This is a genomic window from Nitrospira sp. (assembly GCA_029194675.1).
Classification (GTDB): Bacteria; Nitrospirota; Nitrospiria; order Nitrospirales; family Nitrospiraceae; genus Nitrospira_D.
In genome coordinates, this window is record JARFXP010000002.1 from 126,752 (window position 1) to 153,157 (window position 26,406).

Genomic DNA, 26,406 nt, shown 5'->3' on the forward strand with positions numbered 1-26,406 from the left:
GTCAGGAACCATTGTTGGAGGAAATTGGTCTGAGGGTCTTTGCGAGGAACCTGCCCGTATGTGACGAGGCCACTTTGGCCACCTGTTCCGGCCTTCCTTCGGCGACGATCTGTCCACCCGCTGCCCCGCCTTCGGGGCCGAGGTCAATGATCCAGTCGGCCGCCTTGATGATGTCCAGATTGTGTTCGACGACCACCAGCGTGTTGCCGGCGTTGACGAGTTTGTGAAGGACCGAGAGGAGCTTCTTGATGTCCTCAAAATGGAGCCCGGTGGTCGGTTCGTCCATGATATAGAGCATGTCTTTGGTGGAGGAGGCCTTTAACTCGGCGGCGATTTTCAATCGTTGGGCTTCTCCGCCGGACAGTGTGGTGGCGGATTGGCCGAGTCGCAAATAGCCGAGGCCGATGGAAGTAAGGAGATGCAGACGTTCTTGCAGTTTCGGTGTCCCGGTGAAAAACGATAGCGCCTCCTCCATTGTCATGTTGAGCACCTCAGCAATAGTTTTGCTGCGGTAACGAATCTTTAAAATCTCTGGTTTGAAGCGTCTGCCTTCGCAGATTTCACAGGGCGCGTAAATATCCTCGAAAAAGTACATTTCTAACTTTTCCACTCCGCTGCCTTCGCAGCGTTCACAGCGGCCACCGACGGCATTGAACGAAAAGTGGCCGGGAGTGAGTCCCTGATGAAGCGCCGCTCGTTCGGACGCAAACAGCCGCCGAATCTCGTCGAACGCTTTCAGGTACGTGATCGGATTGGATCGAGGGGTGCGTCCAATCGGTTGTTGGTCGATCAAGCGGATACCTTTGAGGTGCTCGATGCCTTTGATCGCTTTGAAACGCCCCATAGGAAGGGACGCAACGCGGAAGGCCCGGGCGACGGATCGGTAGAGGGTATCTTCAACCAGCGTACTCTTTCCTGATCCTGACACGCCGGTCACGCAGATGAGCATGCCGAGGGGGATACGAACGAACAGATCTTTCAGATTGTGTTCGGTCGCGCCGGCGATCACCAACATCTTGCCGTTTCCGGAGCGCCGTTTGGTGGGCAGGGGAATCTGTTCTTCGCCACGCAAGTACCTGGCGGTGGTCGACAGACGGTCCTGGATGAATTCCTGCGTGGATGCCGCACAGACGATCTCGCCCCCTTTTTCGCCGGAGTGAGGGCCGAGTTCGACAAGGTAGTCGGCCGATTCAATCATGCGGCGGTCATGTTCGACGACGACCACCGTATTTCCGGTGTCGGCCAGATCGTGGAGGATGCCGGCCAAGAGGTCCGTATCCCTTGCATGAAGGCCGATGGTCGGTTCATCGAGGACGTACAAGGTGCCGACCAACTGAGATCCCAGCTGGTTGGCAAGCGCGACCCGCTGTGCCTCGCCGCCGGAGAGGGTCTTGGTTCGCCGATTGAGCGTCAGATACCCAAGGCCGACACGCCGGAGAAATCCCAGTTTTGCCCGGAGCTGTCGGAGAATATCAGTCGCGATCTCCTGCTCGGACTGACGCAGAGGCAGGGTGTCCACCCATCCTGCAAGACTCTCTACCGTTCGCTCTGTTGTCTGATGGATATCGTGCCCGGCGATCTTGACGAACAGCGCATCCGGCTTCAGTCGGCTGCCATGGCAACCGGGACAATCGAAGGGGGTGCGGTAGCGGCTGAGGAAGACGCGGACATGGAGTTTGTAGCGCTTTCTTTCGAGATATTCGAAGAAGTCGTTAATGCCGTCGAACGACTTGTCGCCTTCCCACAACAACCGTTGCGTCTCTTTGGGTAGAGACTTGAACGGAGCCTCGATATCAACTCCGTGCCGTTTCATCGCGAGCAACATCTGTTTCTGCCACCAGGCGCAGCTGGGTTTGCTCCAGGGCTCGACGACCCCTTGGGCAAGCGACTTGGTTGGGTCGGGAATGACCAGTTCCGGGTCATACCGGAGCACGTTGCCGAATCCTTTACATTCAGGACAGGCGCCGAGCGGATGGTTGAACGAAAAGAGAATCGGCTTCAGGGGTTCGAAGGTCCGTCCGCAACTCTGGCAGAGAAATTTCGTGCTGTAGGATTGGCGTCCATGGTCAATGAGGTCGATCGAACAGCGCCCCTCTCCTTCACGAAAGGCCGTTTCGATTGCTTCCACGAGCCGAGTCCGGTTGTCCTCCCGGATCACCAGACGATCAAGAACGATGAAGAGCGAAGGGAATGTATGGAGTGAGGGTGGTTCGACGTCGTGCAAATCGAGCACATCATCATTGGTCTTAATCCTGGTGAATCCGCGAGTGAGCAGCGATTGGACAAACGCCGTCTCTTCTTTGGCCGAGGGAGTGGCGATGGGAACCAGCACCATCGCGCGTGCATCGGGCCATCGTTTGAGGAGGTCATCGGCCACGGTGTCAGGTTGAAACGAACGGGCTTCTTGCCGACAGTCCGGACAGGTGGGTTTACCGATCTTGGCGAAGAGCAGGCGGAGGAGATCGGCGATTTCGGTCGCCGTCCCGACCGTTGAGCGGGCCGTCCGCACCTGATTCTTCTGTTCGATGGCGATGGCGGGCCGCACGTTGAGGAGACGATCCACATCCGGACGGGCCACTTTGTCAAGAAACATGCGGGCGTAGGTCGACAAGGATTCAACATATCGCCATTGGCCTTCGGCGAAAATTGTGTCAAAGGCGAGTGAAGACTTTCCGGACCCAGACACACCGGTAATGGCCGTCACCTGGTTGTGGGGAATCTGCAGCGAGACGTTCTTGAGATTGTTCTGTCGCGCACCTTCAATGATGAGGTGATTGGTCGAGAGACTATGGTTTAGAGGGTTGGGCACAGCAGTCGCACCTGCATCGGGATGACCGGCCATGGTAGCAACTGGCGGTGGCTGGTTCAATGAAGGAACAGGTGGTGATGCGGGGCTAGTGTAATTCCTCAGAAATTCTTGTCAGGATCCGTTCGCCCTGAGCTCGTCGAAGGGCGTCTGGGTTCAGGCAGTTCCGTTCATGGTTCGACAGGCTCACCACGAACGTATGTGGAGATGCAGCACGAGCAATTTGGGTTCTTGCCTTTATCTGACGAAGCGGTAGAATGCGTCCCTACGTAGCCACCCTGGCTTAGCGTGGTATTTCCATGGCCACGATCTATTTATCCTCCACATACAACGACCTTAAAGCCTATCGGGAAGAGGCCTACAGGGCTCTGCGGCAAAGTCGCCAGGAGGTTATCGCAATGGAGGACTATGTGGCCTCCGATCTGCGACCTGTCGATCTCTGTCTTCGGGACGTAGAAAAGGCTGATATTTATGTGGGGCTGTTTGCCTTCCGCTACGGCTATGTCCCACTTCCTGAACATAACAATCCTCATCGGCTATCCATTACCGAAATAGAATTCCGGCATGCGAGGGCCAACAACAAGCCATGCCTCATTTTTTTGTTGGTGGAGGAAAAGAAGAAGAACTGGCCTGCTGAATTCATTGATGCTCATACTGGAGACGACAAGGGGAAGCGAATTGACGCTCTGCGGGCTAATCTTTCTACCCAACAAGTAGTCAGTTTTTTCTCCACACCTGAGAAGTTGGCCACACAAGTCCTCGCGGCCCTGATGAGCAATGAAGTCACTAAGGGGTTGATTGCTTCACGCGCTTTAGACCACGACCTACCCCCGATCGTAACTTGGGACATTGCCACACAAGGTCCTCCATATCCCGGGTTGCTCTCTTTTTCCAGGAAGTACGCTCCCGTATTTTTTGGCCGGGAGCTGGAAGTGCGTGCCCTCCTCGATCGACTACATGACCCGGAAGGCCGGTTTCTCATTGTGAGTGGAGATTCGGGAGTGGGCAAATCGTCACTGGTTGAGGCCGGCGTGATCCCCAAGCTCGAAGCCGGAAGGCTGCCCGGCTGGCAAACCGGCCTGTGCGTTCGCATGCCAGCCAGTCAAGGCGACCGGCCGTTTCCTGCCCTGATGAAGTTGGTACAGCCCATTGCGCAACAAAGTGGGTTGATGCCCCAAGAAATTGAAGAGATCACGAGAGAATTAGAAAGGTCACCGCAATCCCTCAGTGGCCATCTTCGGACCCTGACGAAAAGGGGCACTGACGGAAAAGCGCTCGTGCTCTTCCTTGATCAATTAGAGGAATGGTTTCCGAAAGACGAGCCCACCCAACCTTTTGCATTCCAGGATTTCTTATCGGCCGTGTATCAAGCAGCCCAAGAAGGGGTTCTCTGGGTTTTGGCCACGATCCGAAGCGATCACCTGCATCGGTGCCATCACCATTCCGCCATGCGAACTCTGCTAGGAGGAAGGAGTCACTATCTCCTTGGTCCCATTCAGCGGTATATGCTTCGGGACATGATCAGGAAACCGGCCAACTGTGCCGGCTTAACCATCACCGACCAGCTGGTGAGTATCCTCAGCGACGAGATGATGAATAATCCTGGGAGCTTACCGCTTCTGGCTTTTGTCCTCCAGGAGCTGTGTGAGCAACGGACACCGAAGGGGGAATTGAGTGAGGCCGTCTATGAGAAGTTTAACAGACTCACCGGCGCAATTGCCAAGCATGCCGCTAAGGTGGAAGCAAAGGTTCAGCAGCAACTCGGTAGAAACGCGACGGCCCTGTGGCCGACACTCTTTCGATCGTTAGTGGTCGTGGATGCGGATGGGCTGCCGACACGACGGAGACTCCCTCAAACTGACTTGAACCTAGAACAGGCAAAGCTGGTGAAGGTGCTGATCGACGAACGGCTGCTCTATAGCGAAAAGGAAGGAGGCACAGTTTCCCTCAGCCATGAAAAACTATTGGAAGCTTGGCCAGCGCTACAACGATACGTCACGACGAACAAGAAGCAGCTCTTGGATCATACCTTACTGAAGGTGCGGGCCCAACAGTGGGAGACTGCGGGCAAATCGCGGCTCAGAGGATTGGCATCGGCGCGGGAAGCCAAGGATTTTCAACGTGCGGAAGTGACGCGCACCCCAATGACGGACGAATATCTCCAAGTCAGTCACCAGTTCAGGACATGGAGGAATTGGATCGTAGGGCTTCTGGGTTTTATTTGCACTATCCTGGGTGGGTATGCGTCCCTTGATCAATGGGTGCAGGCTCAAGGGCATGAAGGATTGGAATCTGGGATGGTGGCCAAGTTCCTATTGACCCGTGTAGGCCATAGGGTAGGGATCGATCTACTCTCCCCCCCGATGGTTCGTATTGAGACTGGCAGTGCCTTTATCATGGGAAATGCTAGAAGGGAAGCTGATGAGCATGAGCAGCCAGCGCATCCGGTCAAGTTTTCAAGATTATTCGCAATTGGACAGTATGAGGTGACCTTTCGAGAGTACGACCTCTTTACCTGGGTCACGGGGAAAACCAAAGATAAAAAGTTCGCCAGTGATGAAGACGGGGGCCGAGGCCAACGTTCTGTGATCAATGTCAGTTGGGAAGATGCAACGGCTTATGCGCAGTGGTTATCACAACAAACTGGTAAGGGATACCGGCTTCCCACAGAATCGGAATGGGAATACGCGGCGCGAAGTGCAGGAAAAAATCCGAGCTGGGCAGGGGCCAAAGACGAAGGCCAATTGAAGTATTATGCGGTGTATGACAAGGAGCATACAGAGGTAGTTGGCAGCAAGAAACCCAACGGTCTCGATCTCTATGACATGGGCGGGAATGTCTTGGAATGGCTGGAAGATTGCTGGCACGAGAATTATGAGGGCGCTCCTGAGGATGGTTCGGCCTGGCTAGAGGCGAAGAGAGGTGACTGCGGCCGGCGCGTGGTCCGCGATGGTTACTGTTACGATAGACCGGAGTTCTTGCGTCCGTCGCACCGGTGCGGGGCCGACGCCGGCAACCGGAACTCCCTCACCGGCTTCCGTCTTGCCCAGGACATTGAGCCGTAACCCTGTGCCCTTTGTTCTTTTACCCTTTACGCGACAAGTGTCAACACATCGCTGACACATGAATTGGTCTTCATGCGCGACAAGACATCGCTGACTGTACCCAGTTGACCCTCCGGCACTCGTGCGGAAGTCACCGGACGACGCATGACTTCAGAGCAAAGGAGTGCTGGCCTTTTCACGGAGGCGATAGGCTCGATGCACAATCCGTTTGAGGCGCCCCTGTTGGGACGCAGTCCAGTACACCGAAAGAGTTTGCGGGCCGGTCCGAATGACCACGCGGACAAACTCATGGGCATAGCGCGGGGGGAGCCGAATCGTTTCGTTGAACACCTGGATGTGGCCGTTTTCATCGATTCTCCTGATCACCCAGATCTGTCCGCGACAGAGTGGCAACGGGTGGGGCATACGGAAGGGCACGGGCAACGGGCACCGAGGGCCGTTCAAGCGCGCGTACTGCCCCTGATGGATCAGCCTGCGTGTGAGATAGGTGTTGTAGGCCACCTGAAAGGCGTGCGACCGAGCCCGCAGGTGCCGCAGGGTGCGGAAGCGATACCGCTGCCAGACCTTCTCCTGCCAGAGGCCGTTGTAGCGTTCGACGCGGGCGTTGGCGGCGGGTTGCCGCTCGGGCGTAAAGACCGGGATGACTCGACAGGCCAAGCAGAATCGGATCAGTTGCCCCAGACTGCGAGGATAGAACCGGCCGCCCGTCAAGCTCATGTCGTTGTCCATTTGGACAAACCGAGGCCGGCCATGACGGTGCCAGTCCCGCGTCAGAAACGCCAGCACGCGCTGGACTCGTCGGTCGGGTTCCTCGGTCCCGCCGACCAGCCCCGTGGCTATGTCCTTGCGGTTCAAGATGACGACGGGCCGCCGAGCTCCCAGATAATGCCCGACAATGAAGTCGAGTTGGTGCACGTCGTTCTGGCGCCGGGCCGGAGGAGTGGGCAAGCTGGGACCGCGCCGAGATCGGTCCCGTCGCCTGCGCGTGACCAGCTGGTGCCGGGCCAAGATTCGGTGAATGGTGCGGATACTGTGCACGGGGGACACCCCCACATCGGCCAACTCGTGTGCGATCGCTTCCGCGCCGTAAAACCCAAGCGGATTGCGCGGACTGGTGAGCCGAGCATGCGTTCGGATGACCGCCTGCTCGAACGTGGCCGACACACGCCGGGCTATCTGGTGCGGTCGTCGGGATCGCTCCAAAAACCACGTCGGGCCTCCTTGGCGATACCGCCGGATCCATTTGTGCCCCCACTCCCGACTTCGTCGCAGTCGTCGGGCAATCCAACTGATCGACCGCTGTTGCAGCCACCAGCCGACACATCGCTTGCGTTCCTCGATCAGCTCCGCACTTTTTTTGACTCATATCCTTCCCCCCTGATGGACTGGAGGGTCCTTCTATCCGTTTTATCGGTGTCGGCCAAGTGTCATCGATGTCGTGTCAGTTTGGGTGTCAACGATGTGTTGTCATGTGACCTTTACGTCCGATTCCGAAGGGCGAATGGAGTCTTCGATAGGTTGAGGAGTTGAGTGATGCCTGCCACGGTTCCCCAGGCGGTGCAATCGTGTCATGAGCTGCTGCTGTGGCTGATTCCGCAGCTCGACAAGTTCCCGCGCGTGCGCCGCTTCACATTGGGCGAGCGCATCGAAGGCGGTCGAGTAGACTACGGAAACATTTTCGTTCACCCTTCGACCTGCTCAGGGCGAACGGAAATGATCCTGAAAGCATTAATTTTTGTCGTTCGTGCTGAGCTTGTCGAAGCATGAGCCGGTCGAAGTACGGGCATCCTCGTTCCTGGCAAGACAAGTTCCATGACTTTCTGGGTCTATATTCTTCGCTGTGCAGACGGGTCCTATTACACTGGGCACACCGATAACCTCGAAAAGCGTGTCGCGGAACACCAAGTGGGAGAGTTGCATGGCTATACCTTCTCAAGGCGTCCATTAACCGTGGTGTATACCGAAGCGTTTAGGACCCGGGAAGAGGCATTGGCCTGTGAGCGTCGGATAAAGGGTTGGAGCCGACAGAAGAAGGAAGCAATGATTCGCGGTGACTGGGCGGAAGTGGGAAGGTTGGCGAAAGGAGGGCGTCCAGTTCGATAAACTCACCGCAGGCTTCGACAGGCTCAGGACGAATGGACTCATGAGTCGGCATGATAATAATACAAGTTCGGACTCATGGATGCACCGCTCTTGCACTTGCTGGACCGCCTCATCGCAGCAGATCATGGTAAGCGTTACGCGGCGGGTTGTACCAAATGCCAAGTGCTTTAGCGTTTGGTGCGACTAAACGCAAGTCTTCTACTGATATTGTGAACCGTTGCCCAGCAGGGGCTATGAGAGGAAGTTCGTCAAGGGAAGATTTAGTACAGCGTGCCGGGTGGGATCATCACCCTGCTCGAGATCGTGGTATTCAGTTCGTACTGAATGAGCGGATGAGGATGCTTAGAGAGGAGGGCGCATGATTCTTACGACGACGAACAACATCGATGGCAAGAAAACGGTCAAGTATCTCGGCTTGGTGTCCGGGGATGCGATTCTCGGCGCGAACATCTTTCGGGATTTTTTTGCGTCGATCCGGGATATCGTCGGTGGTCGCTCGGCGGCCTATGAAAAGGAACTCCGAAAAGCGAAGAATATTGCGCTGGAAGAAATGGAGGAGCAAGCCAAGAACCTGGGCGCCAATGCGATCGTCGGCATCGATATCGATTATGAGACGATCGGCACCAACAGCAGTATGTTGATGGTCAGTGCGAACGGGACTGCCGTGGTGATTGAGTAAGAAGCTCGGTGGGGTTGGCGAATCTACCGGAACATCATCTTTACCAGCCCAATACATCCCAGATACAAGACGAGCGATCCGGCCATCGCGGGCCAGAAGCCGAGACGGGGGATGCCCATGATCATGGCAATGACATAGACGGTCCAGGGTGGGACGAACCACAACAAGTTCTTGGCGTAGTCAACCGTTGTTGTCCCACCACCGCTCGCATAGAGTAGGATGAATGTGACCCCGGTGATGGCGGGAAAGGTACTGGCCATGGCGGCGAGGAACGACTTGCCTTGCGAGCCAAGATAGGTGGAGAAGGTTACGATGCTGCCGCCTAAGAGAAAGTACACCGCGTATTTCACAAGATCAGTCACGAAAATCCCCCTCCTTATGCTCCCTGAAACGCCTCCATCGCTTCCCTCTCCAGCGCCTCGCCCTGGCCGGTATAACGCGGCGAAAAGTGAAACACGATGAGGTCGTGGACCTGCGCCTTGCGTGCCATGAGCCCGGCTTGCCTGGCCGTCAAATGATACCGGTCGTACGCTTTTTCTGCGTCACAATCCAGATAGGGCGATTCACAATAGAAGATGTCTGCTCCGCGTGCGAGCTGGATGATCTTGGCTTCATTTTCCTCGTCGTACCGCGCGTCGACGAGATAGGTGATCTTTTGCCCTCGTGAGATCGTAAGAAACCGTTCCTTCACTTCTCCCAGCATAAATTCCTGCACCTCGCGTCGATGCTCGTCGTAGAGCGCCAGGGTGAAGCGGAAATCGTCCGGCTTGCCTTGCCAGATATGCTGCTTCACGTCTTTGAGCCAAGCGCCGACCCTTAGCCCTGCCTCATGCAATTTCTGTTTATTGACGTTGATGTGAAATTGCTCTTCGAGCGAGTACGCGAATGAGGGGATGCGATGGTTCAATGCCACGGCTTTGGTCGTGAACATCGGATCTTCCAGCACAGTGAAGAGCGGACCGTCGCGGTGTGGCGTTGGAGAGGACCCTTGCTCGGACGGCTGAAATCCGTCACTCGCTCGAAACACAGTCCGTCGAATCTCCTGTTTGTGGAACTCCCGAACTTCGATCGTGAGCGGGTAGCCGTCCACAAGATTCCAGGTATAGCCGCGCAGTTTGCCATGGACATTGTCGATCAGGCCAGGAGGGCCGAACAGTTTAAGAGTCTTCCCCCGTCCAAGCGCGACTCGAAGAACAGCATCAAATCCGATGAAATGGTCCATGTGTGTATGAGAGATGAAGATTTCTCCTGCCCTGAGCAATCTGGTCGGCCCCAGGTTGCCGTTGTGCCCGAGATCAAAGAGCAACGCTCGCTTCGACCAGCGAACTTCTACGTAGACGCCCGGGTCGCCGAAGACATCGTTAACCAGATAACTGGAGAAGGAAGGGTTCATGAGCGAATCATTCAGCGATCTGTTGATCTGTCAAATTGGATTCCAATCAACAGATCGTCAAATTCTCATCCTATCGCCGCTTTGACTGCACTGTACATCACGATCACTTCGACCGCGTGAGCCATAATCGTAATCCAGAGGTTGCGCGTTCTGAGCCAGATGCTTCCCCAGATGAGCCCGTCCCAGAGGGCGATCCAGTGAAGGTATTGAAAAGTATTCACCATGAACGGGTCGAATGCAAATGTGAGCGTGCTGGCCGTGAGGGCTAGGGGAGACAGGCGTCGGCTGGAATTAGAATCCCGCCAGTGCGATTCGAGCTCGGCCAGGCGTCCTAAGAGAAATCCGCGAAAGTTAAGTTCCACGAACAGCGCGATGCCGCAGATGAGCCATGGTACCATGAGGAGGACGGGGAGACGACCGTGAGGCGTCTGCTTCAAGAACGTGATGTCGTAACCAAGGAATGGATAGGCGACCAGAATCACGAACGTATTGAGAACGCCGAGCAACAATCCCGTCAACACTCCCCACTGGAGCCCGCTCCGCACCTTTCCCCTTTCCAACCCGAGTTGAGCCGGTACCTGCGAGACGCGCACAGCCCAGAAACTGAGCCCCACATAGGCGAGAAACTGGGGTACGAATTGGAGGAGCAGTTGTTCTTTGAGAGAAGCGGGAAGCGCGTAGTAGCCGAATGTTGCTCCAATCGGGAGCAGCGACAGTGCTGCTCCCGCAGATGAAGCTTGGCTTGGAGCCGGACGATTGGGCTCGGACGCCATCGGAGCGCTACGAAAGTTCGAGATGATAGCGGTCCAATGTGGTCGCCTTATGGCGAGAAAGGTTGGACAGCGACTTGTTGTAATCGACGATGGCCCGCAGCTCGTTGCCCTGGGCAGTGGCCAGGTCGCGCTGGAAATCGAGCACGAAGCGAGTCGTGCTGAGCCCGACCTTCAACCGTTCCTGTTCGGCCTGTAGCTGTTTCTCTGCCATGATGCGAGCCGATCTGGTGGTTTCGATACGCTTAAAGTCGGTCTGTACCCGGCGCACTGCTTCCCGCACGCCGACGATGATTTGTTGCCGCACACTGGCGAGCGAATCCTCGGCATTTCGGGCCTCCAGCTTTCGTTTGTTGTACGTGTTGATGGCGGCCCGGTTGCCGAGCGGATAACTGAGCACCAGCCCCGCTCCATAGTTGTAAAAATCGCCGCTGAAGTTTCTCGCAGCGGATTCGACGTAGTCCCCCCCAAGCCCGGCAAGACCGACGGTGCCTTGAAATGAGAGAGTCGGCAACAACTGATTACGGGCGAATTGTTTATTCAGTTCACCCGATTCGACATTTTTCTTTGCCTGCACGATTTCCGGCCGCTGTTCGATCGCCGTATCGATGGCCTCCTGGAGGCTGAGGGGTTCAAGGACCGTGACGGGGATATCCGCGGGGGTGAGGCGGACGTCTTGGCGCAGGTCTTCTTCGCCCGGATTCAAGAGGCGTCGTAGCTGATCTTCCTGATCCCGAATGGCTTTCTCGGCAATCAACACCTGCTCCACTCTGGATGAGGCTGCTGCTTCGGCCTGAAGCACGTCGACGATCGACATGACGCCTGCTTTCGCCTTGGCGCGGTTGGTCGCTAAGAGTTCTTCGGCGGCCTTCATGGCGGCTTGCGCCACTTTCAAATTATCATTCGCAAACACCAGCTCCCAATAGGTTTGTTCCACCGTGGTGATGACGGTCAGCACTCGGTCTCGAAAGACATGCTGTTCGACCTCGGCATTATTCTGGGCGACCTTGATGAAGGTCTTATTGATCCCGATCCCCGCGTTCCTGAGCAACGGCTGAGTCAATGTGAAGGCCAGGCCGCCTGTCCAGGCAGGATTGAAGAGGAATCCTTGGGCGACGTTCGGGTTCACGCCGGTTCGGGCGGGGCTATAATTGACGTCGAAATTGCCGCCTGTAATGAGGTTGGTCTGCGCATCCAAGGTCACGGAACTGTTGCGCTGGTCGAAAATCGTAATCTGATTAAGGATCGGTGTCGTTCCGCCGAACACGGGTCGATTGAGCGGGTTCACTGTCCGATTAAATTGGCCGTTGACGCTGAGGTTGGGATCGAACTTGGATTGTTCGATGATGATGTCCGCCAACCGGCTTTCTTTGTTGTGACGGCTGATACTGATGTCGAGATTATTCTGCAGCGCGCGCAGCGCCGCATCCGCGAGCGACACGCTTTCACGTCGCTCCGCTGGAAGAGGTTGTGTCACATCCAAGCACCAACTGTCGAGTGGTGATATGATGGACCACAAACCGGCGATCACGATGGTTGCAAGACGGTGATGACTTGAGGATCTGCAATTCATAACTTTCTCCTTGATTCACGATCCGCGCGAGCTCATACTATAATCTGCCTTACAATCTCTGTCATGAACATTAAGATCGCGCACACTCCTGTTGCTGGAACAGCCACTCGCCCTCGATCGTGGAGTCTGCTCGTCGTTCTGATATATCTGCTCGCAGTCGCGGCATTCAGCACGAGCCAATCTGCCTTGGCACAGAATGTGTCGGCAGGGTCTACTGCCTCTGCTGTACGGTCGTTTGATGGAGGGCTCGGTACTCTGTTTCGATTCGCCGGTGGGAGCCTGTACATAGACCGCCAGGGTACACAGGGGTTTCTCTACTTTCCTGGACAATACTTCCAAACGTACAACTTTCGAAACCCCACCACGGGTCAGGCTTGGAGTGGGGCCGTCATGACCTTCGGCCCACAATTGTCCATTGGGCTTATCCAAGGCGCGAATCAAGCCGGATCCGGAATCGTCCTTCCTGGGCCGCCACCTCAAACGGCTCCCTTGCCTCCGATCGAGTCGGGCATCCTCGACGAGATTCCCTAATTCACCGAGTGGAACGGCTCGTCGCTTGCGTTCTTGTCTTCTGTAGAGCCTCGATGTCCTGAAACAGTCTATTCCGTTCACCCGCTCGCAATGTTTCATGGTTGGTAGGCGAGTTGCCACGTCACCGCCAGCACATACCGGGCCACGGTGTTTAGGATTTCTGGATCGATGGTGTCGGCGGTATCCGATGGTTGATGAAAGTGCGGATGCACACCGCCACTCACGACAGTGACCGTCGGTACACCGGCTTCTTTAAATGGCACGTGGTCGCCTCCGGGGAAAAAGCCATAAAGATCCAGTTTCTCGTGAACGCCGGCCGCTCTCCCGACCTCTCGAAGGATCTCCTTCTCTAATCCTGTCACGCCTACCGTGAGCCGTCCATTGCCAACGCCGGCGTGGTCGATGTTGATCATGGCTTTTGTAGAATTGAGTGGAGTGATGGGTCGTGACGTATACAGTCGTGAACCAAGCAGATCGCGCTCTTCGCCGCTGAAGGAGACGAAGAAGATGGTCCGGGAGGGACGCAGCTCGGCTTTTGTGAGGGCTCGCGCTACTTCCAAGATGACTGCTGTTCCGGAGGCATTGTCATCCGCGCCGGGGAACAGAACACCTCCTGGACGACCGAAGTGGTCTCGATGGGCTCCGATGATCACAGACTCTGTTCCGGTTCCAGGAATCATCCCTACCGCATTGACTAGAATTCCGTCCGCCATCGTCGTCTTCCACTCAAGCGATGCAAAATGGTTTGTCCGGATGGCTTGTGGTTGTGATGGGGGTGCTTGGTTCAGGTGTTCTTGAAGGACACGCAGACGATCGGGAATGTCCTCCTTCGATTCCGAGAGAATCTCTTGGGCCACCGCCGTACTGAGCCAGGCTCCAGGAATGGCGTGATCAGGAGGTACTTGACCGTAGAAGGCACTGGGACTCCCTGTAATGCCACGGCGGACCTCATAGGGGGAAAGCAGTGGCCCGGTCGCCATCAAGTAGCCGATCGCGCCTCGTTCCCGTGCAAATCGAACTTTGGCGGCGTGGCTGACTGGTCGTGGGTAGTGGTCCGGCTTGCCTCGCAGAAACAGAACGATGCAATTATTCACGTCGATGCCCGCATAGTCGTCGATGCCTTGCGCAGGATCGACAATACCGTATCCGACAAAGATGATGTGGGCGTGGAGGTCTGCGGAGGGCGAATCGAAAACGGGAAAATAGTCTGAGCCGAGAGTTTTGGTGGCTAAATGATCTACCGGACCGACTCGTACTATTGGATCCGGTGCTATCAGGGGAGTGGATAGCATGGAGGCCATGATCCCGGATGAAGTACCATCCTTTCCCGTCAAGAACGGTACAATCAGTGAGCCATTGGGAACGAGTGGTAAACGCAAACCTGCCGAAAGAAACTCTTGTGCGATCCACCGAGCTGATTCGAGATCTGCTTTCGTACCGCTTTGCCGTCCATTGAACGCAGGTCCGCTGAGTGTTCGAATGTCGGCCTTCATCCGTTCTGCGGAGAGCGAATCGATGGCTGTCTGAAGGTCTGTCTCGGGCGATTGAGCCAGGCTTGGCTTGGGTGAGAGAAGAAGGCAGACGGCCGCGAGGACCACGATGCAGCGGGCTCTGGAATCGGATGCCAAACAGGCAAGGTTCATCGTGATACCCTGATCATGTCAGGTTGCATGCAGATGTGGGATCATAGCATGAGGGAACGCAGGTTGCAGAGTCGCACTGAGCCCAGGTACTATTCGACGGGTAGCCGTAGGGGACCTGGAATATCGGACAAGGTTAGGAGCGGCTGAACCGTTTCTGAAGTTAAGGGGATGGGTATGGCAGGTGGTGAATCGGGAAAGGGATTGTACGATCATCTGTATCGGCGGTTTTTTGAGCAGCGCGATACTCATGACGGGTATTCGTTCCAACAGGCCCCTGGCGGCAGTGCCCCGATGCCTGCGGTGACGTTCAGCGAAAAACTGCGTTGGTGGACTTGGGATCGATGGCAACGACGGAGGAAGATCCTCGCCGAGAGGGACCGTCTGCAGCGAGAGATTCTTCAAATTCAGAAATCGGATAGCTCATCGTAGTGCGCGTATCGTCTTTGAAATCTCGAACCGGTCCCGTCATCAGGCGAGCATGGCAAGGGTACTTCGCTCTCTTAGTGGCTGGCCTGGGTCTCGTCATGGGGTATACCCCTAGTTACGGAGTTCAGAAGGAAACATCGGAAGAAAAGGCCGTTAATCTGAAGAAACAAGCGGCGGGTGGGCTTTTCCAAAGGTGGACCTTCGATCAAGATCAATCCAATACGCTGCCTGGCGGTTTCGTAAGGGGTAATTCCAGTGACGAGCCACTTGCAAATTGGATTGTCCAGGGGCATGCAACTGCACCTTCTCCACCCAACATTCTCGCTGGTTCATCGAATTGTACGCAGCCCTGTTATCAGGCGCTCCTGGCCGATGGATTGGAGTATGAGTATCCGGATCTCAGCGTTCGCTTTCATGCGCAGCAAGGAACGTCCGGGCTCGGAGGCATAGCGTTTGGTGTGCGCGACACGCGCAATTTTTACGTGGCGGTCGTCGATTCGATCGGTCAAAAGGTGCAGCTCGTTCGCTTGTCGAATGGACGCGAATTGCCCCTCGCGCAGGCGTCGATTAGTCTGAAAAACATTGACTGGCATTCACTCAGGGTTCAACGAAACACCATCATCAGCAAAGATTTTATGGAAGTGTTTGTAGACGGAGTGCTTGCCCTTTCCGTTGAAGACCAAGCCTTGGGCTTGGGGCAAATTGGCCTAGTCGTTCTTGGAACATCTACCGTGTTGTTCGACAGCTTCCATGCAGTTCCTCTCTTTTCCCACCGACCGCTTTCCCCGCCTCCGGCCTATTGACGTGGGTTCATCAGCGGGCCGATTTGGCCTCAAACTTGCCATTTTTTGTCGGTCTGGAGTATCATAACTCTGTCGGTTTGCGAAAGGCCTGGCAGGACCGACGCCGAAAGTGACAAGGCCTGAGATGGATGTTGTGTTGGGTCAGCCCGGGAATTTGATCGGAAGCCAGAGCTAAGCCGCCGCTGTGTTGACGCCTTCGGCCCATTCCTTCCCCGTTGTTTTCTCGAGTCCAAGACAACATCATTGTGTCAAAGGAGGAATCAGATGGGTGCGAAGATCTATGTTGGTGGATTGCCCTATTCAACGACTGAGCAGCAGCTAAGCGATCTGTTTGCGGCGCATGGTGCGGTGGCCTCGGCGCGGATTATTACGGACAAGTTCACCGGGCAGTCTCGAGGGTTTGGATTTGTCGAAATGTCCTCCGATGGCGAAGCGCAAGCGGCGATTACCGCCTTGAACGGCACACAACTTGGGGGGCGTACGTTGACGGTGAACGAAGCTCGTCCTCAAGAGCCCCGCTCCGGCGGCGGAGGTCGTGGAGGGTTCGGAGGCGGTCGCGGTTAACCTCGGGTCTGTTCCGCTGCGATAAGGGCTGCCGGAATTTCCGGCAGCCCTTTTTACGTTGTGGGTTGCGATATCAAAAGTCACCAATGTCCATCTGGATTTCCTTCACCCGCCTACGCAGGAAGCCATGCTTCGGAGAGGTGTCGCCGAAGAACCACTAGGAATCGCAGCTATCAACCCGTGAGGCTCCACATTGTTTCACCGGGAGGGAGACCGTGCCACCCTTTAAGTTAGAGGCTCCTTTTAAAGCTTGCGGAGACCAACCGGAAGCCATCGGGAGGTTGACCGCTGGGGTGCAGTCCGGGAAGAAACATCAAGTGTTGCTCGGAGTCACGGGGTCCGGCAAGACTTTCACGATGGCGAACCTTATCGAGCGCGTCCAGAAGCCGACGCTCGTCCTGGTCCACAACAAAACGTTGGCCGGTCAACTCTATCAGGAGTTCAAGCAGTTTTTCCCCCATAACGCCGTCGAGTATTTCGTGAGCTATTACGATTACTATCAACCGGAGGCCTATATCCCTCAGAGTGATACGTATATCGCGAAGGATGCCTCGATTAACGATACCATTGATCAGATGCGCCACTCCGCCACGACCGAGCTGTTGCAACGAAACGACGTGCTGATCGTATCCTCGGTGTCCTGCATCTATGGGCTGGGGTCACCAGAGGTCTACCATGACATGCTGATTTATTTGGAGGAAGGCGTCGAAACGAGGCGAGAAAAGATATTATCGAAACTGGTGGAGATTCAATACGAGCGCAATGATGTGGATTTTCATCGCGGGACGTTCCGGGCACGTGGGGACGTGATCGAGATTTTTCCTGCCTCGTCGGAAGCCAAGTCGGTGCGGATCGAGCTGTTCGGAGACGTTGTGGATGCCATTCATGAGATCGATCCACTCACCGGGAAATCATTGAACAAGCTTCCCAAGATCGCGATTTATCCGAACACCCATTATCTCATCGCTCCGGATCGCTATGAGAGGGCCATCACCGGTATCGAGGAAGAATTGGAAGACCGCTTGGTCTTGTTCAGGAAGACGGGTCGGTTGCTGGAGGCCCAACGGCTTGAGCAACGCACCAAGTTTGATCTGGAGATGATTCGAGCCATGGGGTATTGCCACGGGATTGAAAACTACTCGCGCCATCTCAGCGGGCGGGGGCCTGGTGAGCCGCCTCCCACATTGTTGGACTATTTCCCAAAGGATTTTCTATTGATCGTCGATGAGTCTCACGCGACGGTTCCCCAAGTCGGCGGGATGTATGAGGGAGATTACTCCAGAAAACGGACGTTGGTGGAATACGGATTTCGACTCCAGTCGGCGGTCGACAACCGTCCATTGAAGTTTTCTGAGTTCGAGAGTTGTCTCAATCAGGTGGTGTATGTGTCCGCGACACCCGGCAGCTACGAGCTGGAGCATGCCGGCCGCGATGTGGTTGAGCAGATCGTTCGCCCGACCGGTCTGATGGATCCACGCATCGATGTCGTGCCGGCCAAGGGGCAGGTGGACCATCTCCTCGGGCAGGTCCGCTCGGAGGTTGCCAAGGGTGGCAGGGTGCTCGTGACGACCTTAACGAAGCGGATGGCGGAGGATTTGACTGAGTATTACCACGACTTGGGAATCAAAGTGCGCTATCTGCATTCCGACATTAAAACCCTTGAGCGAGCCGAGATCATCCGCGACCTCCGGTGCGGGACGTTTGACGTGCTGGTCGGGATCAATTTACTGCGCGAAGGTCTCGATCTCCCCGAAGTGAGCCTGGTAGCGATTCTTGACGCCGATAAGGAAGGCTATCTGCGCTCGTACCGTGCGTTGATTCAAACGGCCGGCCGAGCCGCACGCAATCTCGAAGGCCGAGTCATTTTTTACGGAGATGTAGTGACGGATTCGATGAAACAGGCGATCGAGGAAACGAACCGACGTCGCTGGATTCAAGCCGAGTACAACCGGATTCATGGGATTACTCCGGTCGGTATTACGAAAGGTATTCCTTCCCTTGAGTATGCCGTGGCCGACATGGATTATATCCGGTTGGATCTTGCAGCTGAATCGATCGAGCCATACGAGAACTCAGAATCAACGGATCAACTCATCGAACGGCTGGAGTCGGAAATGAAAGCGGCCGCCAAAGAACTTGCCTTTGAGCGGGCCGCAGAGTTGCGCAATCAAATTCGATCGCTCCGGCTTCAAGCGCTGAACGCGAACTCTTAGACGTGCTTGTAAAGGTAGATACCGATGAACATCCCAAGGATGCTCAGAATGTTAACCTTAATGTTGAATCCTAGGACGAGTTTGATCAGGACAAGGTCGATGGTGAGCGGTGGATTGATCCCGGGATTATAGTGCGTCGCGAAAATGTTTTGAATGGTGCCTTGAGGTGCCATGACGTGGAGAATCTCCCCGAGTATCCCGCCAAGGAGCCCTCCGATCAGCACGAAAATGAGCAAAACCCAGGGCGATTTTCTCACGCGGCCGCTCTTCTTTCTTTATGAGTTTCCGTACAGTGGTTTTTGGGTGGCTGAAGGGCACCATATCCGAAGGGTTTCGGCATGTCAATAAAACTACTGGCTCGTGATGACCTTGACTTGCCCTGCTTGGTCCGATAGACTCCTCGATACTCTTTTCCCAAGATTTTCGAGGCGATCGGAGGTCTGGTGCAAGGCTTCGATGGCCTCTTTCTTTGTGGTGATACGGCGTCATGCTCGATGCGCTGAGCGATAAGTTCGAAAAAATTTTGAAGAAACTCCGAGGGCAGGGTGTGCTCACGGAGCAGAACATTACGGAAGCATTGAAAGATGTGCGGTTTGCGCTTCTTGAAGCAGACGTCAACTTTAAGATCGTCAAAGAGTTCATCGATCGCGTCCGTCAAAAGGCTGTCGGTCAGGAAGTCCTGCAGAGTCTGACTCCCGGACATCAGGTCGTCAAAGTCGTCTGGGATGAGCTCCGGGCGATGATGGGGAATGAGCGGGCGGGACTTGCCCTGAGCTCACAGCCCCCGACTATCTTGATGATGGTCGGATTACAAGGGGCGGGAAAGACCACGGCCAGCGGCAAACTTGCGCGTCTGTTTAAGAATCAAGGCAAGCGAGTGCTTTTGGTGGCTGCCGATCCGCGTCGTCCTGCGGCCGGTGAGCAACTGAGCGCCCTTGGTCAGGATCTCGGAGTTGAGGTTCACCGTGCGGATCACGTTCAGGCTTCTCAATCGGATGTGGTCCATATCTGCCGTGCTGGGGTCGAGCGAGGGCGCGATCAGGGTTTTGATCTCATCATCCTTGATACCGGAGGCCGATTGCATATCGACGACGAGTTAATGAACGAACTTGTCGCCGTGAAAACGGCCGTGTCTCCTCATGAGGTTTTGTTGGTTGCCGACGCGATGACCGGGCAGGATGCGGTCACCATGGCCGGCCAGTTCGATCAAAAGGTCGGGTTGACCGGTATTATTCTGACCAAGGTCGAAGGGGACGCACGCGGAGGCGCGGTCTTATCGATTCGGGCCGCAACCGGAAAGCCCATCAAGTTTCTTGGTGTCGGGGAAAAGCTGGATGCCTTAGAGCCGTTTCATCCGGACCGGATGGCTTCCCGTATTCTTGGGATGGGCGACGTGCTGTCGCTCATTGAGAAAGCCCAGGAAAGCATCACTCGTGAGCAGGCTGAGGAAGCTCAGAAGCGGCTCACCAGCAATACTTTCACCCTGGAAGATTTTCGGACTCAGCTCGGCCAGATGAACCGCATGGGGTCATTCGAGCAGATTCTCGGCATGCTCCCGGGTGGGCAAAAACTCAAGCAAGCGATCGAAGGCGACAAGCCGGAGCGAGAGATCGGCCGTGTGGTCGCAGTGATCGATTCGATGACCCCACGGGAACGCCGCGATCATACGATCATCAATGGAAGCCGAAAGAAGCGGATCGCCCGTGGCAGCGGCACGACGGTACAGGATGTGAATCGCCTCATCAAGCAGTTCTTATCGGCTAAGAAGTTGGCAAAGGCGATGACCGGTGCGGGGGGGCGTCGACAGCTCGCCCAACTCATGAGATCTCGATAAGCGATCATGACCGAAAGTGCGAATTCAGCGTAAAGGAGGACAGTTGTGGCTGTACATTTGAGACTGGCTCGAACGGGAAGACACAAACGACCGATGTATCGTGTGGTGGCCGCTGATTCACGAAAAGCGCGCGACGGACGGTTCCTGGAGATCCTTGGAATTTTTGATCCGTTGAAAGAAGCCGGTGTGCCGGAGTTGAAGCAGGAACGTGTGCTGAACTGGCTGAGGCACGGCGCTCAACCCACGGTGACCGTGCGGACGTTGTTGCGCAGGGCAGGGGTCTGGAAGCAGTTTGAGGCTGAAAAAGCTGCGCAGAAACAAGCGCCCGCAAAATCCTGATTCGTGTGATGGTGACTCCATCGGAAACCGTGACGGTGGGACGGATCGAGCGACCCTTTGGCGTCAAGGGGGAAGTGAAGGTTCTGCCACTATCCGATGTTCCAGGTCGATTTGAAGGGTTGGGGACCGTGAGTCTCCTGGCAAGGAACGGACAGACTCTTGAGACCAGCGTCACCCACGTGAGGCGCGTGGGAGCTGGGTTTGTTCTTGGATTGACCGGTTTGACCAACCCGGAGGACGCGAGTCTCTGGCGAGGCGGGTTCATTCAGACAATTCGCGGGTCCGTGCCCAGGCTGCCGGATGGGCAGTACTATGAGTGTGATCTGGTCGGTCTTGCTGTCTCCACCGAAGAGGGGCAGCCGATCGGTGTGCTGGAGGAGATTTGGGACCTGCCGGGAAATCCCCTGTTCGTTGTTCGCCGGGAGGCCAAAGAGATCTTGATCCCCGCAGCGAAAGAACTGGTTCGTACCGTCGATCTGACGGCTCGAAAAATGACTGTCCGGTTGATCGACGGATTGGGTGATTAGCATGTTGCGGTTCGAGGTTCTGACACTGTTCCCCGGGATGTTCGCCCCGGTCTTGGCTCACAGCATGCTCAAACGAGGCCAGGAAAAAGGGCTTCTCACCGTGAAGGTGCACAATTTGCGCGACTTCACGACGGATCGCCACAAAGTAGTCGATGATATGCCGTATGGAGGTGGAGCCGGCATGGTCATGAAGGCTGAGCCGATCCTTCTTGCGGTGGCTGCGCTTCGAAATGAAGCGCGGGCAAACGATGAAGACATTCGACTGATGTTTCCAACTCCTCACGGGCGGCCTTTTACGCAAGACCATGCAGAACAGTTGGCGAGCGAGCGTCGCCGAATCGTCATTCTGTGCGGGCACTATGAGGGAGTGGATGAGCGCGTCCGTATGACATTAGCTCCGGAGGAAGTCTCACTCGGAGATTATGTGTTGACCGGAGGTGAATTGCCGGCGCTTGTACTGATCGATGCAGCGGCCAGACTCGTTCCCGGCGTCTTGGGCGACCCAAGTTCCGTTTTGGAAGAGTCGTTTGCGGACTCATTGCTGGAGTACCCGCAGTACACGAGGCCGGCAGAAATCGGCGGAATCGGTGTGCCCGATGTCTTGCTTTCGGGCCATCATGAGGCCATTCGGTTGTGGCGTCGGAAGGAAGCGTTGCGCGGCACGTATGTGCGACGCCCCGATCTCTTGAAAGATCGGATGTTCACGAAGGAAGATCAACAGTTGTTGGATGAATTGATGAGCGAAGGTCTTTTGACGACCCCGACATCACGCCGGGAGGAGGGTTAAGTCCATGAATCAGTTGGAGCGAATTCAGCGGTCGTTGACGAAGAAATCAGTGCCGAGATTTGAGATCGGGGATACCGTCAGGGTCCACGTCAAAGTCGTCGAAGGCGAGAAGGAGCGCATTCAGGTCTATGAAGGAACCGTGATCGCGCGCAAGGGGAGTTTGAATACCGAAACGTTTACAGTCAGAAAACTTTCATACGGGGTCGGGGTCGAACGAATTTTTCCGGTGCATTCTCCGATCGTCTCCAAAGTGGATGTGGTTCGGCAGGGGCGCGTTCGGCGTGCGAAGCTCTACTATCTGCGAGGCAAGAAGGGGAGGTTTGCGAAGGTCGAAGAGCGCGAGTTTGTCGGAGAGGGCAAGTCGTCGGCGCAACCGACGGCCTCTGAGGAAGAGACTGTGACGGCTTAGACTGCTTCCGCGTATGTGTTCCCTCACGGTAATGCTATTGCGTGATCGGTGAAGGGATGTGTGGTGGGCCCAACGAAGAGTTCGAGCGGGCGGCCCGACTGTGTGGGTATCGTCGTATTGCCGGTATCGATGAGGCCGGACGTGGCCCGTTAGCCGGTCCCGTCGTCGCCGCTGCCGTCGTCCTACCGACTCGATGTCGACTCTCAGGGGTCGATGATTCCAAGCAACTTTCTGAAGGGCAGCGAGACCGATTATATGCCGCGATTGTTGAGCAAGCCGTGGGGATGGGAATCGGATCGGCGGACGTCGGAGAGATCGATCGGCTGAATATTCTCGAAGCGACCAGGCTAGCGATGCGGCGAGCCATCGATCAGCTGGCTCCTCCTCCTGATTATCTACTCATTGATGCCGTGACTCTTCCGGGAATCAGAATCTCAGTACGGCCCATCATCAAGGGAGACTCCCTCTCTCTCTCGATTGCGGCCGCCTCCATTATCGCCAAAGTCACGAGAGATCGTCTTATGGCGAAGTACCATGCAATGTTCCCTGAATACGATTTTCTCTCGCATAAGGGGTATGGCACGACCGGACATCTGCAGCGATTGGCACGCCATGGTCCGTGCTCCATTCATCGTCGAACGTTCATGCCGGTGCAGGACATGATCGTCGCTGCCAAGAGGAAGTCGCACAGACGGATGCTTTCCACATTGTTCGAGCAGTAAGCGATGGCCACTTCCGACTCGCGCCATCAGTTCGGCCAAGCCAGCGAAATGCAGGCCGAACAGTTCTTGCTGGCCAAGGGTTACCGAATTCTCGATCGCAACGTACGGACTCCTCTCGGCGAATTGGACCTCGTGGCGGAAGACCAAGGTGTCGTGGTCTTTGTCGAGGTCAAGGGCAGGACCACGGAAGCCTTCGGCGGTGCTCTGCTGGCGGTGGATCATCGCAAGCGTGTAAAGCTGACGAAACTGGCTGCCCTATATTTAGCGCAACGGCATTGGTCCGATAAGGTTTGCCGATTCGATGTGGTGTTGGTCCAGGGGAGACCTTCCGACCAGGGACAGATCGAACATCTCCAGAACGCGTTTGACGTCGGCGAACGCGGAAGGTTCTAGCCGTTCTCCAAAGGGTTTCCATGGATGCCATCATTCAACTCATCCACGTGTCCAAATGGCATGATCGAAAAGCCGCGCTGTCCGATGTCACGCTCGAGATTGAAAAGGGAGAGTTTATCCTTCTCATGGGATCGAGCGGGTCGGGGAAGTCTACGCTGCTGCGCATGCTGTTCGGTGAGGAGCAGCCGGACGAAGGACAGATTTTCGTTCACGGCAGGAATGTGACGAAGCTCAGACCAACCGAGATTCCCTATCTTCGACGGAAGGTCGGCGCGGTCTTTCAAGACTTTCGTCTCTTGCCGAAGAAATCCGTCTTCGACAATGTGGCGCTTCCGTTGCTCGTTCAAGGTGTGCCCGAGAAAGATATCCGTCGTAAAGTCACGGAGGCGTTGCGCGCGGTTGATGTCGATCACAACAAAGATCAGTTGCCGAACAGTCTCTCCACGGGAGAGCAGCAGCGTGTGTGCATTGCACGGGCGATCGTCAACGGGCCGGTGGTGCTCCTGGCCGACGAACCAACGGGCAATCTCGATCCGGAACGCACAAGAGAGATCATGGAGCTGTTCAAATTGATCAATGCCCGAGGGACGACCGTGATCGTCGCGACGCACGATCCTCATGTCCTGAATCACGTGAATCGTCGGGTGATTACCTTGGTGCAAGGGGTATTGCTGTCGGAGCGGCGGGTCAGGCAAGGAGTCGGCCTATGAGACGACTATTTTATCTCGTTCGCGAAGCGTGGGCGAACATGCGGACTAATCGGACGACTACGATCGTCGCCGTTCTGACCACGGCGTTTACCTTGGCCTGTGTGGGTATCTTTCTGTTGCTCTATGTGAATTTGCGGCACGCAGCGGGATCTCTCCAGGAAGATGTCAAGCTCATGGTCTATTTGGAGGATCGACTTCGGGGCGAAAGAGTGCAGGAACTGGAGCGAAAACTCAAGGCTGATCGCATGGTTGCCGAGGTGCTTTTTATTTCGAAAGAACAAGCCTTAGGAGAATTTCGAGTCCAATTCCCCGGTGAGTCCCACTTACTTGAAGGGCTTGGCGAGAATCCGCTCCCGGCTTCGTTCGTGGTGACGCTTGCGCCGAGCTTTCGGTCTCCTGACGCCATGAGAGGCTGGGTTGAACGAGTGCAAACAATGGCAGGTGTCGCCAAGGTCGACTATAATCAGGAATGGCTCAGTTTGCTGGCCGAACTGATCGGATATATCGAGCTGGTTGCGATCGGCGTCGGGATCCTCCTCTCCGCGGCCGCAGTGACGATCATCGGGAATACGATCAGGCTTGCTCTGTTGGCTAGACGGGAGGAGATTGAAATTCTTCGTTCGATTGGGGCTACGCGCACGTTCATCCGTATCCCATATTTCCTCGAAGGAGCCGTGCTCGGAGCTTGTGGCAGCGCACTATCGTTAGGAATTCTTAAGGTCGCGTTTGAACTGTTCCGGCAGCAGATCCAATTGACAGGCCGTTTCAGCGGGATCGAAGGCATGATCTCGTTTTTTCCCCTCTCGGTGTGTCTGGCGCTCGTCATGGCGGGGATGGGGCTTGGTTTTGCCGGGAGCGTTGTGTCGCTTCTTCGAGTCGGGGAAGGGCGGGCATGAGCATCTCCTTCGCCATCCTACTCTGGTGTCTTGCGGTGGGAGGAGGGTGGACATCTGCAGCTGGTGCGGCGAATGATCCGATCTCTGAAAAAATTGAGCGAGAGCGGAGGACTCTTGATCAGCTGAAGGACAAGATCGAAGAGAAGCGGAAACGAGCGGAGGAAGCAGAAAAGAAACGAGAATCGGTTCTGCAGGGCATCCAATCCCTCGATGAACGACTGGTGCATCATCGGCAAGATCATCATGAGATCAGCAAGCAACTGAGACGGAAGGATCGGGAGCTCGAAGAGATTACGGACCGGCTTGGGGCGATGCGAACCAGCATTGATGCACGACGTGAGGCCATTCTTGCCCGGCTCCGCGTGCAGTACATGGAAGGACGGTTCGGTCGTGTGAGGGTGCTCTTAACGGCGGACTCATACGGTAATTTTCAACGTCGCGGACAATACCTCTCTGCCGTTTCACACAAGGACTACGAATTGCTGAAGACGTTCCGAGCCGATATGGAGCGGATGGAGCAGGCGGAGCATCAGCGCACCGAGGCCAGAGCCGGACTGATCGCCTTCAAGCTGAACATCGAGAAGAAACTGGTCGATATCCGAGCGCTTCAGAGGGAGAAAAAGGTCTATCTGGCGAAGATCACGCACGAAAAGGATTCCTACAACCGCACAGTCGAAGAACTGCAGCGTTCCGCCTCGCGAGTGGATGCCCTGTTGCATGATTTGGAAACGCGCCGACGTGCCATGGCCCTGCACCCTCCGACGGCTTCACCCTTGGCGCATGGAGTGAGAGGCACGCTACCTTGGCCGGCCGAGGGCAAAGTCGTGTCGTTTTTCGGGCGTCAGAAACACCCGACGTTCAATACCTATGTCCAGCGCAAAGGCATCGAAATCCGAACCGAGGAGGGAAGCTTCATCCATGCCGTCATGACCGGAAACGTCGTCTATGCGGACTGGTTGAAAGGATACGGACTCGTTATAATCTTAGATCACGCCAACGGGTTTTTCTCACTGTATGCGCACGCGTCCAAGATTCTGGCCAAAGCGGGTGAACAGGTTGCCGAAGGTCAGCCTATCGGGGAGACCGGGGACACGGGCGTGATTGGAGAAAATACTTTATACTTCGAGCTACGTGAAGGGGCCGAGCCGGTCGATCCGCTCCACTGGCTGGCAAGACGATAAAATGTGCATGGTCGGCGTCGATCCGGTCGAAGTGTCCGA

The 26,406-nt window shown here is 55.8% G+C and carries 27 protein-coding genes; 19 read left to right on the top strand and 8 right to left on the bottom strand.

What is annotated here, in order from left to right; all coding sequences use genetic code 11:
* Position 1 precedes the first annotated feature (1 nt).
* Positions 2 to 2,809: an excinuclease ABC subunit UvrA gene (uvrA, locus tag P0120_09600; protein ID MDF0674570.1), complete on the bottom strand. Its 2,808-nt coding sequence runs from the start codon at positions 2,807 to 2,809 to the stop codon at positions 2 to 4.
* A gap of 296 nt (positions 2,810 to 3,105) precedes the next feature.
* Between uvrA and P0120_09605 the strand changes: the two genes are divergently transcribed.
* Positions 3,106 to 5,871, top strand: a complete 2,766-nt coding sequence (locus P0120_09605; GenBank protein MDF0674571.1) for an SUMF1/EgtB/PvdO family nonheme iron enzyme — start codon at positions 3,106 to 3,108, stop codon at positions 5,869 to 5,871.
* 150 nt (positions 5,872 to 6,021) lie between these two features.
* On the opposite strand, the gene P0120_09610 is transcribed toward P0120_09605, so the two are convergent.
* A complete protein-coding gene (locus tag P0120_09610) occupies positions 6,022 to 7,164 on the bottom strand; it encodes a leucine zipper domain-containing protein (protein MDF0674572.1) in 1,143 nt (380 codons plus the stop codon).
* 240 nt (positions 7,165 to 7,404) lie between these two features.
* Between P0120_09610 and P0120_09615 the strand changes: the two genes are divergently transcribed.
* The 3 genes from P0120_09615 (at position 7,405) to P0120_09625 (ending at position 8,653) form a co-directional block, all read left to right on the top strand.
* Entirely contained in the window at positions 7,405 to 7,638 is a 234-nt protein-coding gene (locus P0120_09615) for a hypothetical protein (GenBank protein MDF0674573.1), read from the top strand.
* Between the two features lie 45 nt (positions 7,639 to 7,683).
* On the top strand, positions 7,684 to 7,974 hold the full coding sequence (locus tag P0120_09620; protein ID MDF0674574.1) for a GIY-YIG nuclease family protein: 291 nt from the start codon (positions 7,684 to 7,686) through the stop codon (positions 7,972 to 7,974).
* Positions 7,975 to 8,332: 358 nt separating this feature from the next.
* Positions 8,333 to 8,653 (top strand): heavy metal-binding domain-containing protein, encoded by a 321-nt coding sequence (locus P0120_09625; GenBank protein MDF0674575.1) that lies wholly within the window; start codon positions 8,333 to 8,335, stop codon positions 8,651 to 8,653.
* 23 nt (positions 8,654 to 8,676) lie between these two features.
* On the opposite strand, the gene P0120_09630 is transcribed toward P0120_09625, so the two are convergent.
* The 4 genes from P0120_09630 to P0120_09645 all read right to left on the bottom strand — a co-directional run bounded on the left by P0120_09630 (position 8,677) and on the right by P0120_09645 (position 12,389).
* Entirely contained in the window at positions 8,677 to 9,015 is a 339-nt protein-coding gene (locus P0120_09630; GenBank protein ID MDF0674576.1) for a DUF3147 domain-containing protein, read from the bottom strand.
* A 14-nt stretch (positions 9,016 to 9,029) separates the two neighbouring features.
* Positions 9,030 to 10,046, bottom strand: a complete 1,017-nt coding sequence (locus tag P0120_09635; protein ID MDF0674577.1) for a hypothetical protein — start codon at positions 10,044 to 10,046, stop codon at positions 9,030 to 9,032.
* 65 nt (positions 10,047 to 10,111) lie between these two features.
* Positions 10,112 to 10,819: a CPBP family intramembrane metalloprotease gene (locus P0120_09640; GenBank protein MDF0674578.1), complete on the bottom strand. Its 708-nt coding sequence runs from the start codon at positions 10,817 to 10,819 to the stop codon at positions 10,112 to 10,114.
* Between the two features lie 7 nt (positions 10,820 to 10,826).
* Entirely contained in the window at positions 10,827 to 12,389 is a 1,563-nt protein-coding gene (locus P0120_09645; GenBank protein MDF0674579.1) for a TolC family protein, read from the bottom strand.
* Between the two features lie 63 nt (positions 12,390 to 12,452).
* Here P0120_09645 and P0120_09650 point away from each other — a divergent pair, with 63 nt between their 5' ends.
* Positions 12,453 to 12,920 (top strand): hypothetical protein, encoded by a 468-nt coding sequence (locus P0120_09650; GenBank protein MDF0674580.1) that lies wholly within the window; start codon positions 12,453 to 12,455, stop codon positions 12,918 to 12,920.
* 95 nt (positions 12,921 to 13,015) lie between these two features.
* On the opposite strand, the gene P0120_09655 is transcribed toward P0120_09650, so the two are convergent.
* Complete coding sequence (locus P0120_09655; GenBank protein ID MDF0674581.1) at positions 13,016 to 14,563, bottom strand: M28 family peptidase; 1,548 nt, start codon at positions 14,561 to 14,563, stop codon at positions 13,016 to 13,018.
* A 168-nt stretch (positions 14,564 to 14,731) separates the two neighbouring features.
* On the opposite strand from P0120_09655, the gene P0120_09660 reads away from it, so the two are divergent.
* From P0120_09660 to uvrB, 4 genes are all read left to right on the top strand, one after another.
* Positions 14,732 to 14,992, top strand: coding sequence for a hypothetical protein (locus P0120_09660; protein MDF0674582.1), 261 nt, complete (start codon positions 14,732 to 14,734; stop codon positions 14,990 to 14,992).
* Between the two features lie 95 nt (positions 14,993 to 15,087).
* Entirely contained in the window at positions 15,088 to 15,792 is a 705-nt protein-coding gene (locus P0120_09665) for a hypothetical protein (GenBank protein MDF0674583.1), read from the top strand.
* 264 nt (positions 15,793 to 16,056) lie between these two features.
* Positions 16,057 to 16,356 carry an RNA-binding protein gene (locus tag P0120_09670; GenBank protein ID MDF0674584.1) on the top strand — a complete coding sequence of 100 codons (300 nt, stop codon included), beginning with the start codon at positions 16,057 to 16,059 and terminating at the stop codon, positions 16,354 to 16,356.
* Between the two features lie 215 nt (positions 16,357 to 16,571).
* A complete protein-coding gene (uvrB, locus tag P0120_09675) occupies positions 16,572 to 18,569 on the top strand; it encodes an excinuclease ABC subunit UvrB (protein ID MDF0674585.1) in 1,998 nt (665 codons plus the stop codon).
* Here uvrB and P0120_09680 read toward each other — a convergent pair.
* The gene (locus P0120_09680) at positions 18,566 to 18,826 is read right to left on the bottom strand and encodes a DUF4321 domain-containing protein (protein MDF0674586.1); all 261 of its coding nucleotides are present in this window, start codon (positions 18,824 to 18,826) and stop codon (positions 18,566 to 18,568) included. The two genes, uvrB and P0120_09680, sit on opposite strands and share 4 nt — an antisense overlap.
* Before the next feature lie 230 nt (positions 18,827 to 19,056).
* Here P0120_09680 and ffh point away from each other — a divergent pair, with 230 nt between their 5' ends.
* The 10 genes from ffh to P0120_09730 are packed head-to-tail and all read left to right on the top strand — an operon-like array spanning position 19,057 to position 26,367.
* Positions 19,057 to 20,403, top strand: coding sequence for a signal recognition particle protein (ffh, locus tag P0120_09685; GenBank protein MDF0674587.1), 1,347 nt, complete (start codon positions 19,057 to 19,059; stop codon positions 20,401 to 20,403).
* Positions 20,404 to 20,448: 45 nt separating this feature from the next.
* Positions 20,449 to 20,742 carry a 30S ribosomal protein S16 gene (rpsP, locus tag P0120_09690; protein ID MDF0674588.1) on the top strand — a complete coding sequence of 98 codons (294 nt, stop codon included), beginning with the start codon at positions 20,449 to 20,451 and terminating at the stop codon, positions 20,740 to 20,742.
* Between the two features lie 8 nt (positions 20,743 to 20,750).
* The gene (rimM, locus tag P0120_09695) at positions 20,751 to 21,269 is read left to right on the top strand and encodes a ribosome maturation factor RimM (GenBank protein MDF0674589.1); all 519 of its coding nucleotides are present in this window, start codon (positions 20,751 to 20,753) and stop codon (positions 21,267 to 21,269) included.
* Between the two features lies 1 nt (position 21,270).
* Positions 21,271 to 22,056, top strand: coding sequence for a tRNA (guanosine(37)-N1)-methyltransferase TrmD (gene trmD, locus P0120_09700; protein ID MDF0674590.1), 786 nt, complete (start codon positions 21,271 to 21,273; stop codon positions 22,054 to 22,056).
* A 4-nt stretch (positions 22,057 to 22,060) separates the two neighbouring features.
* Positions 22,061 to 22,465: a 50S ribosomal protein L19 gene (gene rplS / locus P0120_09705; GenBank protein MDF0674591.1), complete on the top strand. Its 405-nt coding sequence runs from the start codon at positions 22,061 to 22,063 to the stop codon at positions 22,463 to 22,465.
* Between the two features lie 41 nt (positions 22,466 to 22,506).
* Positions 22,507 to 23,187, top strand: a complete 681-nt coding sequence (locus P0120_09710; GenBank protein MDF0674592.1) for a ribonuclease HII — start codon at positions 22,507 to 22,509, stop codon at positions 23,185 to 23,187.
* 3 nt (positions 23,188 to 23,190) lie between these two features.
* Positions 23,191 to 23,580, top strand: a complete 390-nt coding sequence (locus P0120_09715) for a YraN family protein (protein ID MDF0674593.1) — start codon at positions 23,191 to 23,193, stop codon at positions 23,578 to 23,580.
* Positions 23,581 to 23,600: 20 nt separating this feature from the next.
* Positions 23,601 to 24,290 (top strand): cell division ATP-binding protein FtsE, encoded by a 690-nt coding sequence (ftsE, locus tag P0120_09720; GenBank protein ID MDF0674594.1) that lies wholly within the window; start codon positions 23,601 to 23,603, stop codon positions 24,288 to 24,290.
* A complete protein-coding gene (locus tag P0120_09725; GenBank protein ID MDF0674595.1) occupies positions 24,287 to 25,186 on the top strand; it encodes a permease-like cell division protein FtsX in 900 nt (299 codons plus the stop codon). Before ftsE ends, P0120_09725 begins: the two co-directional genes overlap by 4 nt.
* Positions 25,183 to 26,367 (top strand): peptidoglycan DD-metalloendopeptidase family protein, encoded by a 1,185-nt coding sequence (locus P0120_09730; protein MDF0674596.1) that lies wholly within the window; start codon positions 25,183 to 25,185, stop codon positions 26,365 to 26,367. The genes P0120_09725 and P0120_09730 overlap by 4 nt, the downstream gene beginning before the upstream one ends.
* Positions 26,368 to 26,406 lie beyond the last annotated feature (39 nt).

Excerpts from the sequence above, each read along its gene's own strand:
- P0120_09605 (MDF0674571.1), top strand. The coding sequence starts at position 3,106 with ATGGCCACGATCTATTTATCCTCCACATACAACGACCTTAAAGCCTAT.
- P0120_09615 (MDF0674573.1), top strand. The coding sequence starts at position 7,405 with ATGCCTGCCACGGTTCCCCAGGCGGTGCAATCGTGTCATGAGCTGCTG.
- P0120_09620 (MDF0674574.1), top strand. The coding sequence starts at position 7,684 with ATGACTTTCTGGGTCTATATTCTTCGCTGTGCAGACGGGTCCTATTAC.
- P0120_09625 (MDF0674575.1), top strand. The coding sequence starts at position 8,333 with ATGATTCTTACGACGACGAACAACATCGATGGCAAGAAAACGGTCAAG.
- P0120_09635 (MDF0674577.1), bottom strand. The coding sequence starts at position 10,046 with ATGAACCCTTCCTTCTCCAGTTATCTGGTTAACGATGTCTTCGGCGAC.
- P0120_09640 (MDF0674578.1), bottom strand. The coding sequence starts at position 10,819 with ATGGCGTCCGAGCCCAATCGTCCGGCTCCAAGCCAAGCTTCATCTGCG.
- P0120_09645 (MDF0674579.1), bottom strand. The coding sequence starts at position 12,389 with ATGAATTGCAGATCCTCAAGTCATCACCGTCTTGCAACCATCGTGATC.
- P0120_09650 (MDF0674580.1), top strand. The coding sequence starts at position 12,453 with ATGAACATTAAGATCGCGCACACTCCTGTTGCTGGAACAGCCACTCGC.
- P0120_09655 (MDF0674581.1), bottom strand. The coding sequence starts at position 14,563 with ATGAACCTTGCCTGTTTGGCATCCGATTCCAGAGCCCGCTGCATCGTG.
- P0120_09660 (MDF0674582.1), top strand. The coding sequence starts at position 14,732 with ATGGGTATGGCAGGTGGTGAATCGGGAAAGGGATTGTACGATCATCTG.
- P0120_09665 (MDF0674583.1), top strand. The coding sequence starts at position 15,088 with ATGGGGTATACCCCTAGTTACGGAGTTCAGAAGGAAACATCGGAAGAA.
- P0120_09670 (MDF0674584.1), top strand. The coding sequence starts at position 16,057 with ATGGGTGCGAAGATCTATGTTGGTGGATTGCCCTATTCAACGACTGAG.
- ffh (MDF0674587.1), top strand. The coding sequence starts at position 19,057 with ATGCTCGATGCGCTGAGCGATAAGTTCGAAAAAATTTTGAAGAAACTC.
- rimM (MDF0674589.1), top strand. The coding sequence starts at position 20,751 with ATGGTGACTCCATCGGAAACCGTGACGGTGGGACGGATCGAGCGACCC.
- trmD (MDF0674590.1), top strand. The coding sequence starts at position 21,271 with ATGTTGCGGTTCGAGGTTCTGACACTGTTCCCCGGGATGTTCGCCCCG.
- rplS (MDF0674591.1), top strand. The coding sequence starts at position 22,061 with ATGAATCAGTTGGAGCGAATTCAGCGGTCGTTGACGAAGAAATCAGTG.
- P0120_09715 (MDF0674593.1), top strand. The coding sequence starts at position 23,191 with ATGGCCACTTCCGACTCGCGCCATCAGTTCGGCCAAGCCAGCGAAATG.
- ftsE (MDF0674594.1), top strand. The coding sequence starts at position 23,601 with ATGGATGCCATCATTCAACTCATCCACGTGTCCAAATGGCATGATCGA.
- P0120_09725 (MDF0674595.1), top strand. The coding sequence starts at position 24,287 with ATGAGACGACTATTTTATCTCGTTCGCGAAGCGTGGGCGAACATGCGG.
- P0120_09730 (MDF0674596.1), top strand. The coding sequence starts at position 25,183 with ATGAGCATCTCCTTCGCCATCCTACTCTGGTGTCTTGCGGTGGGAGGA.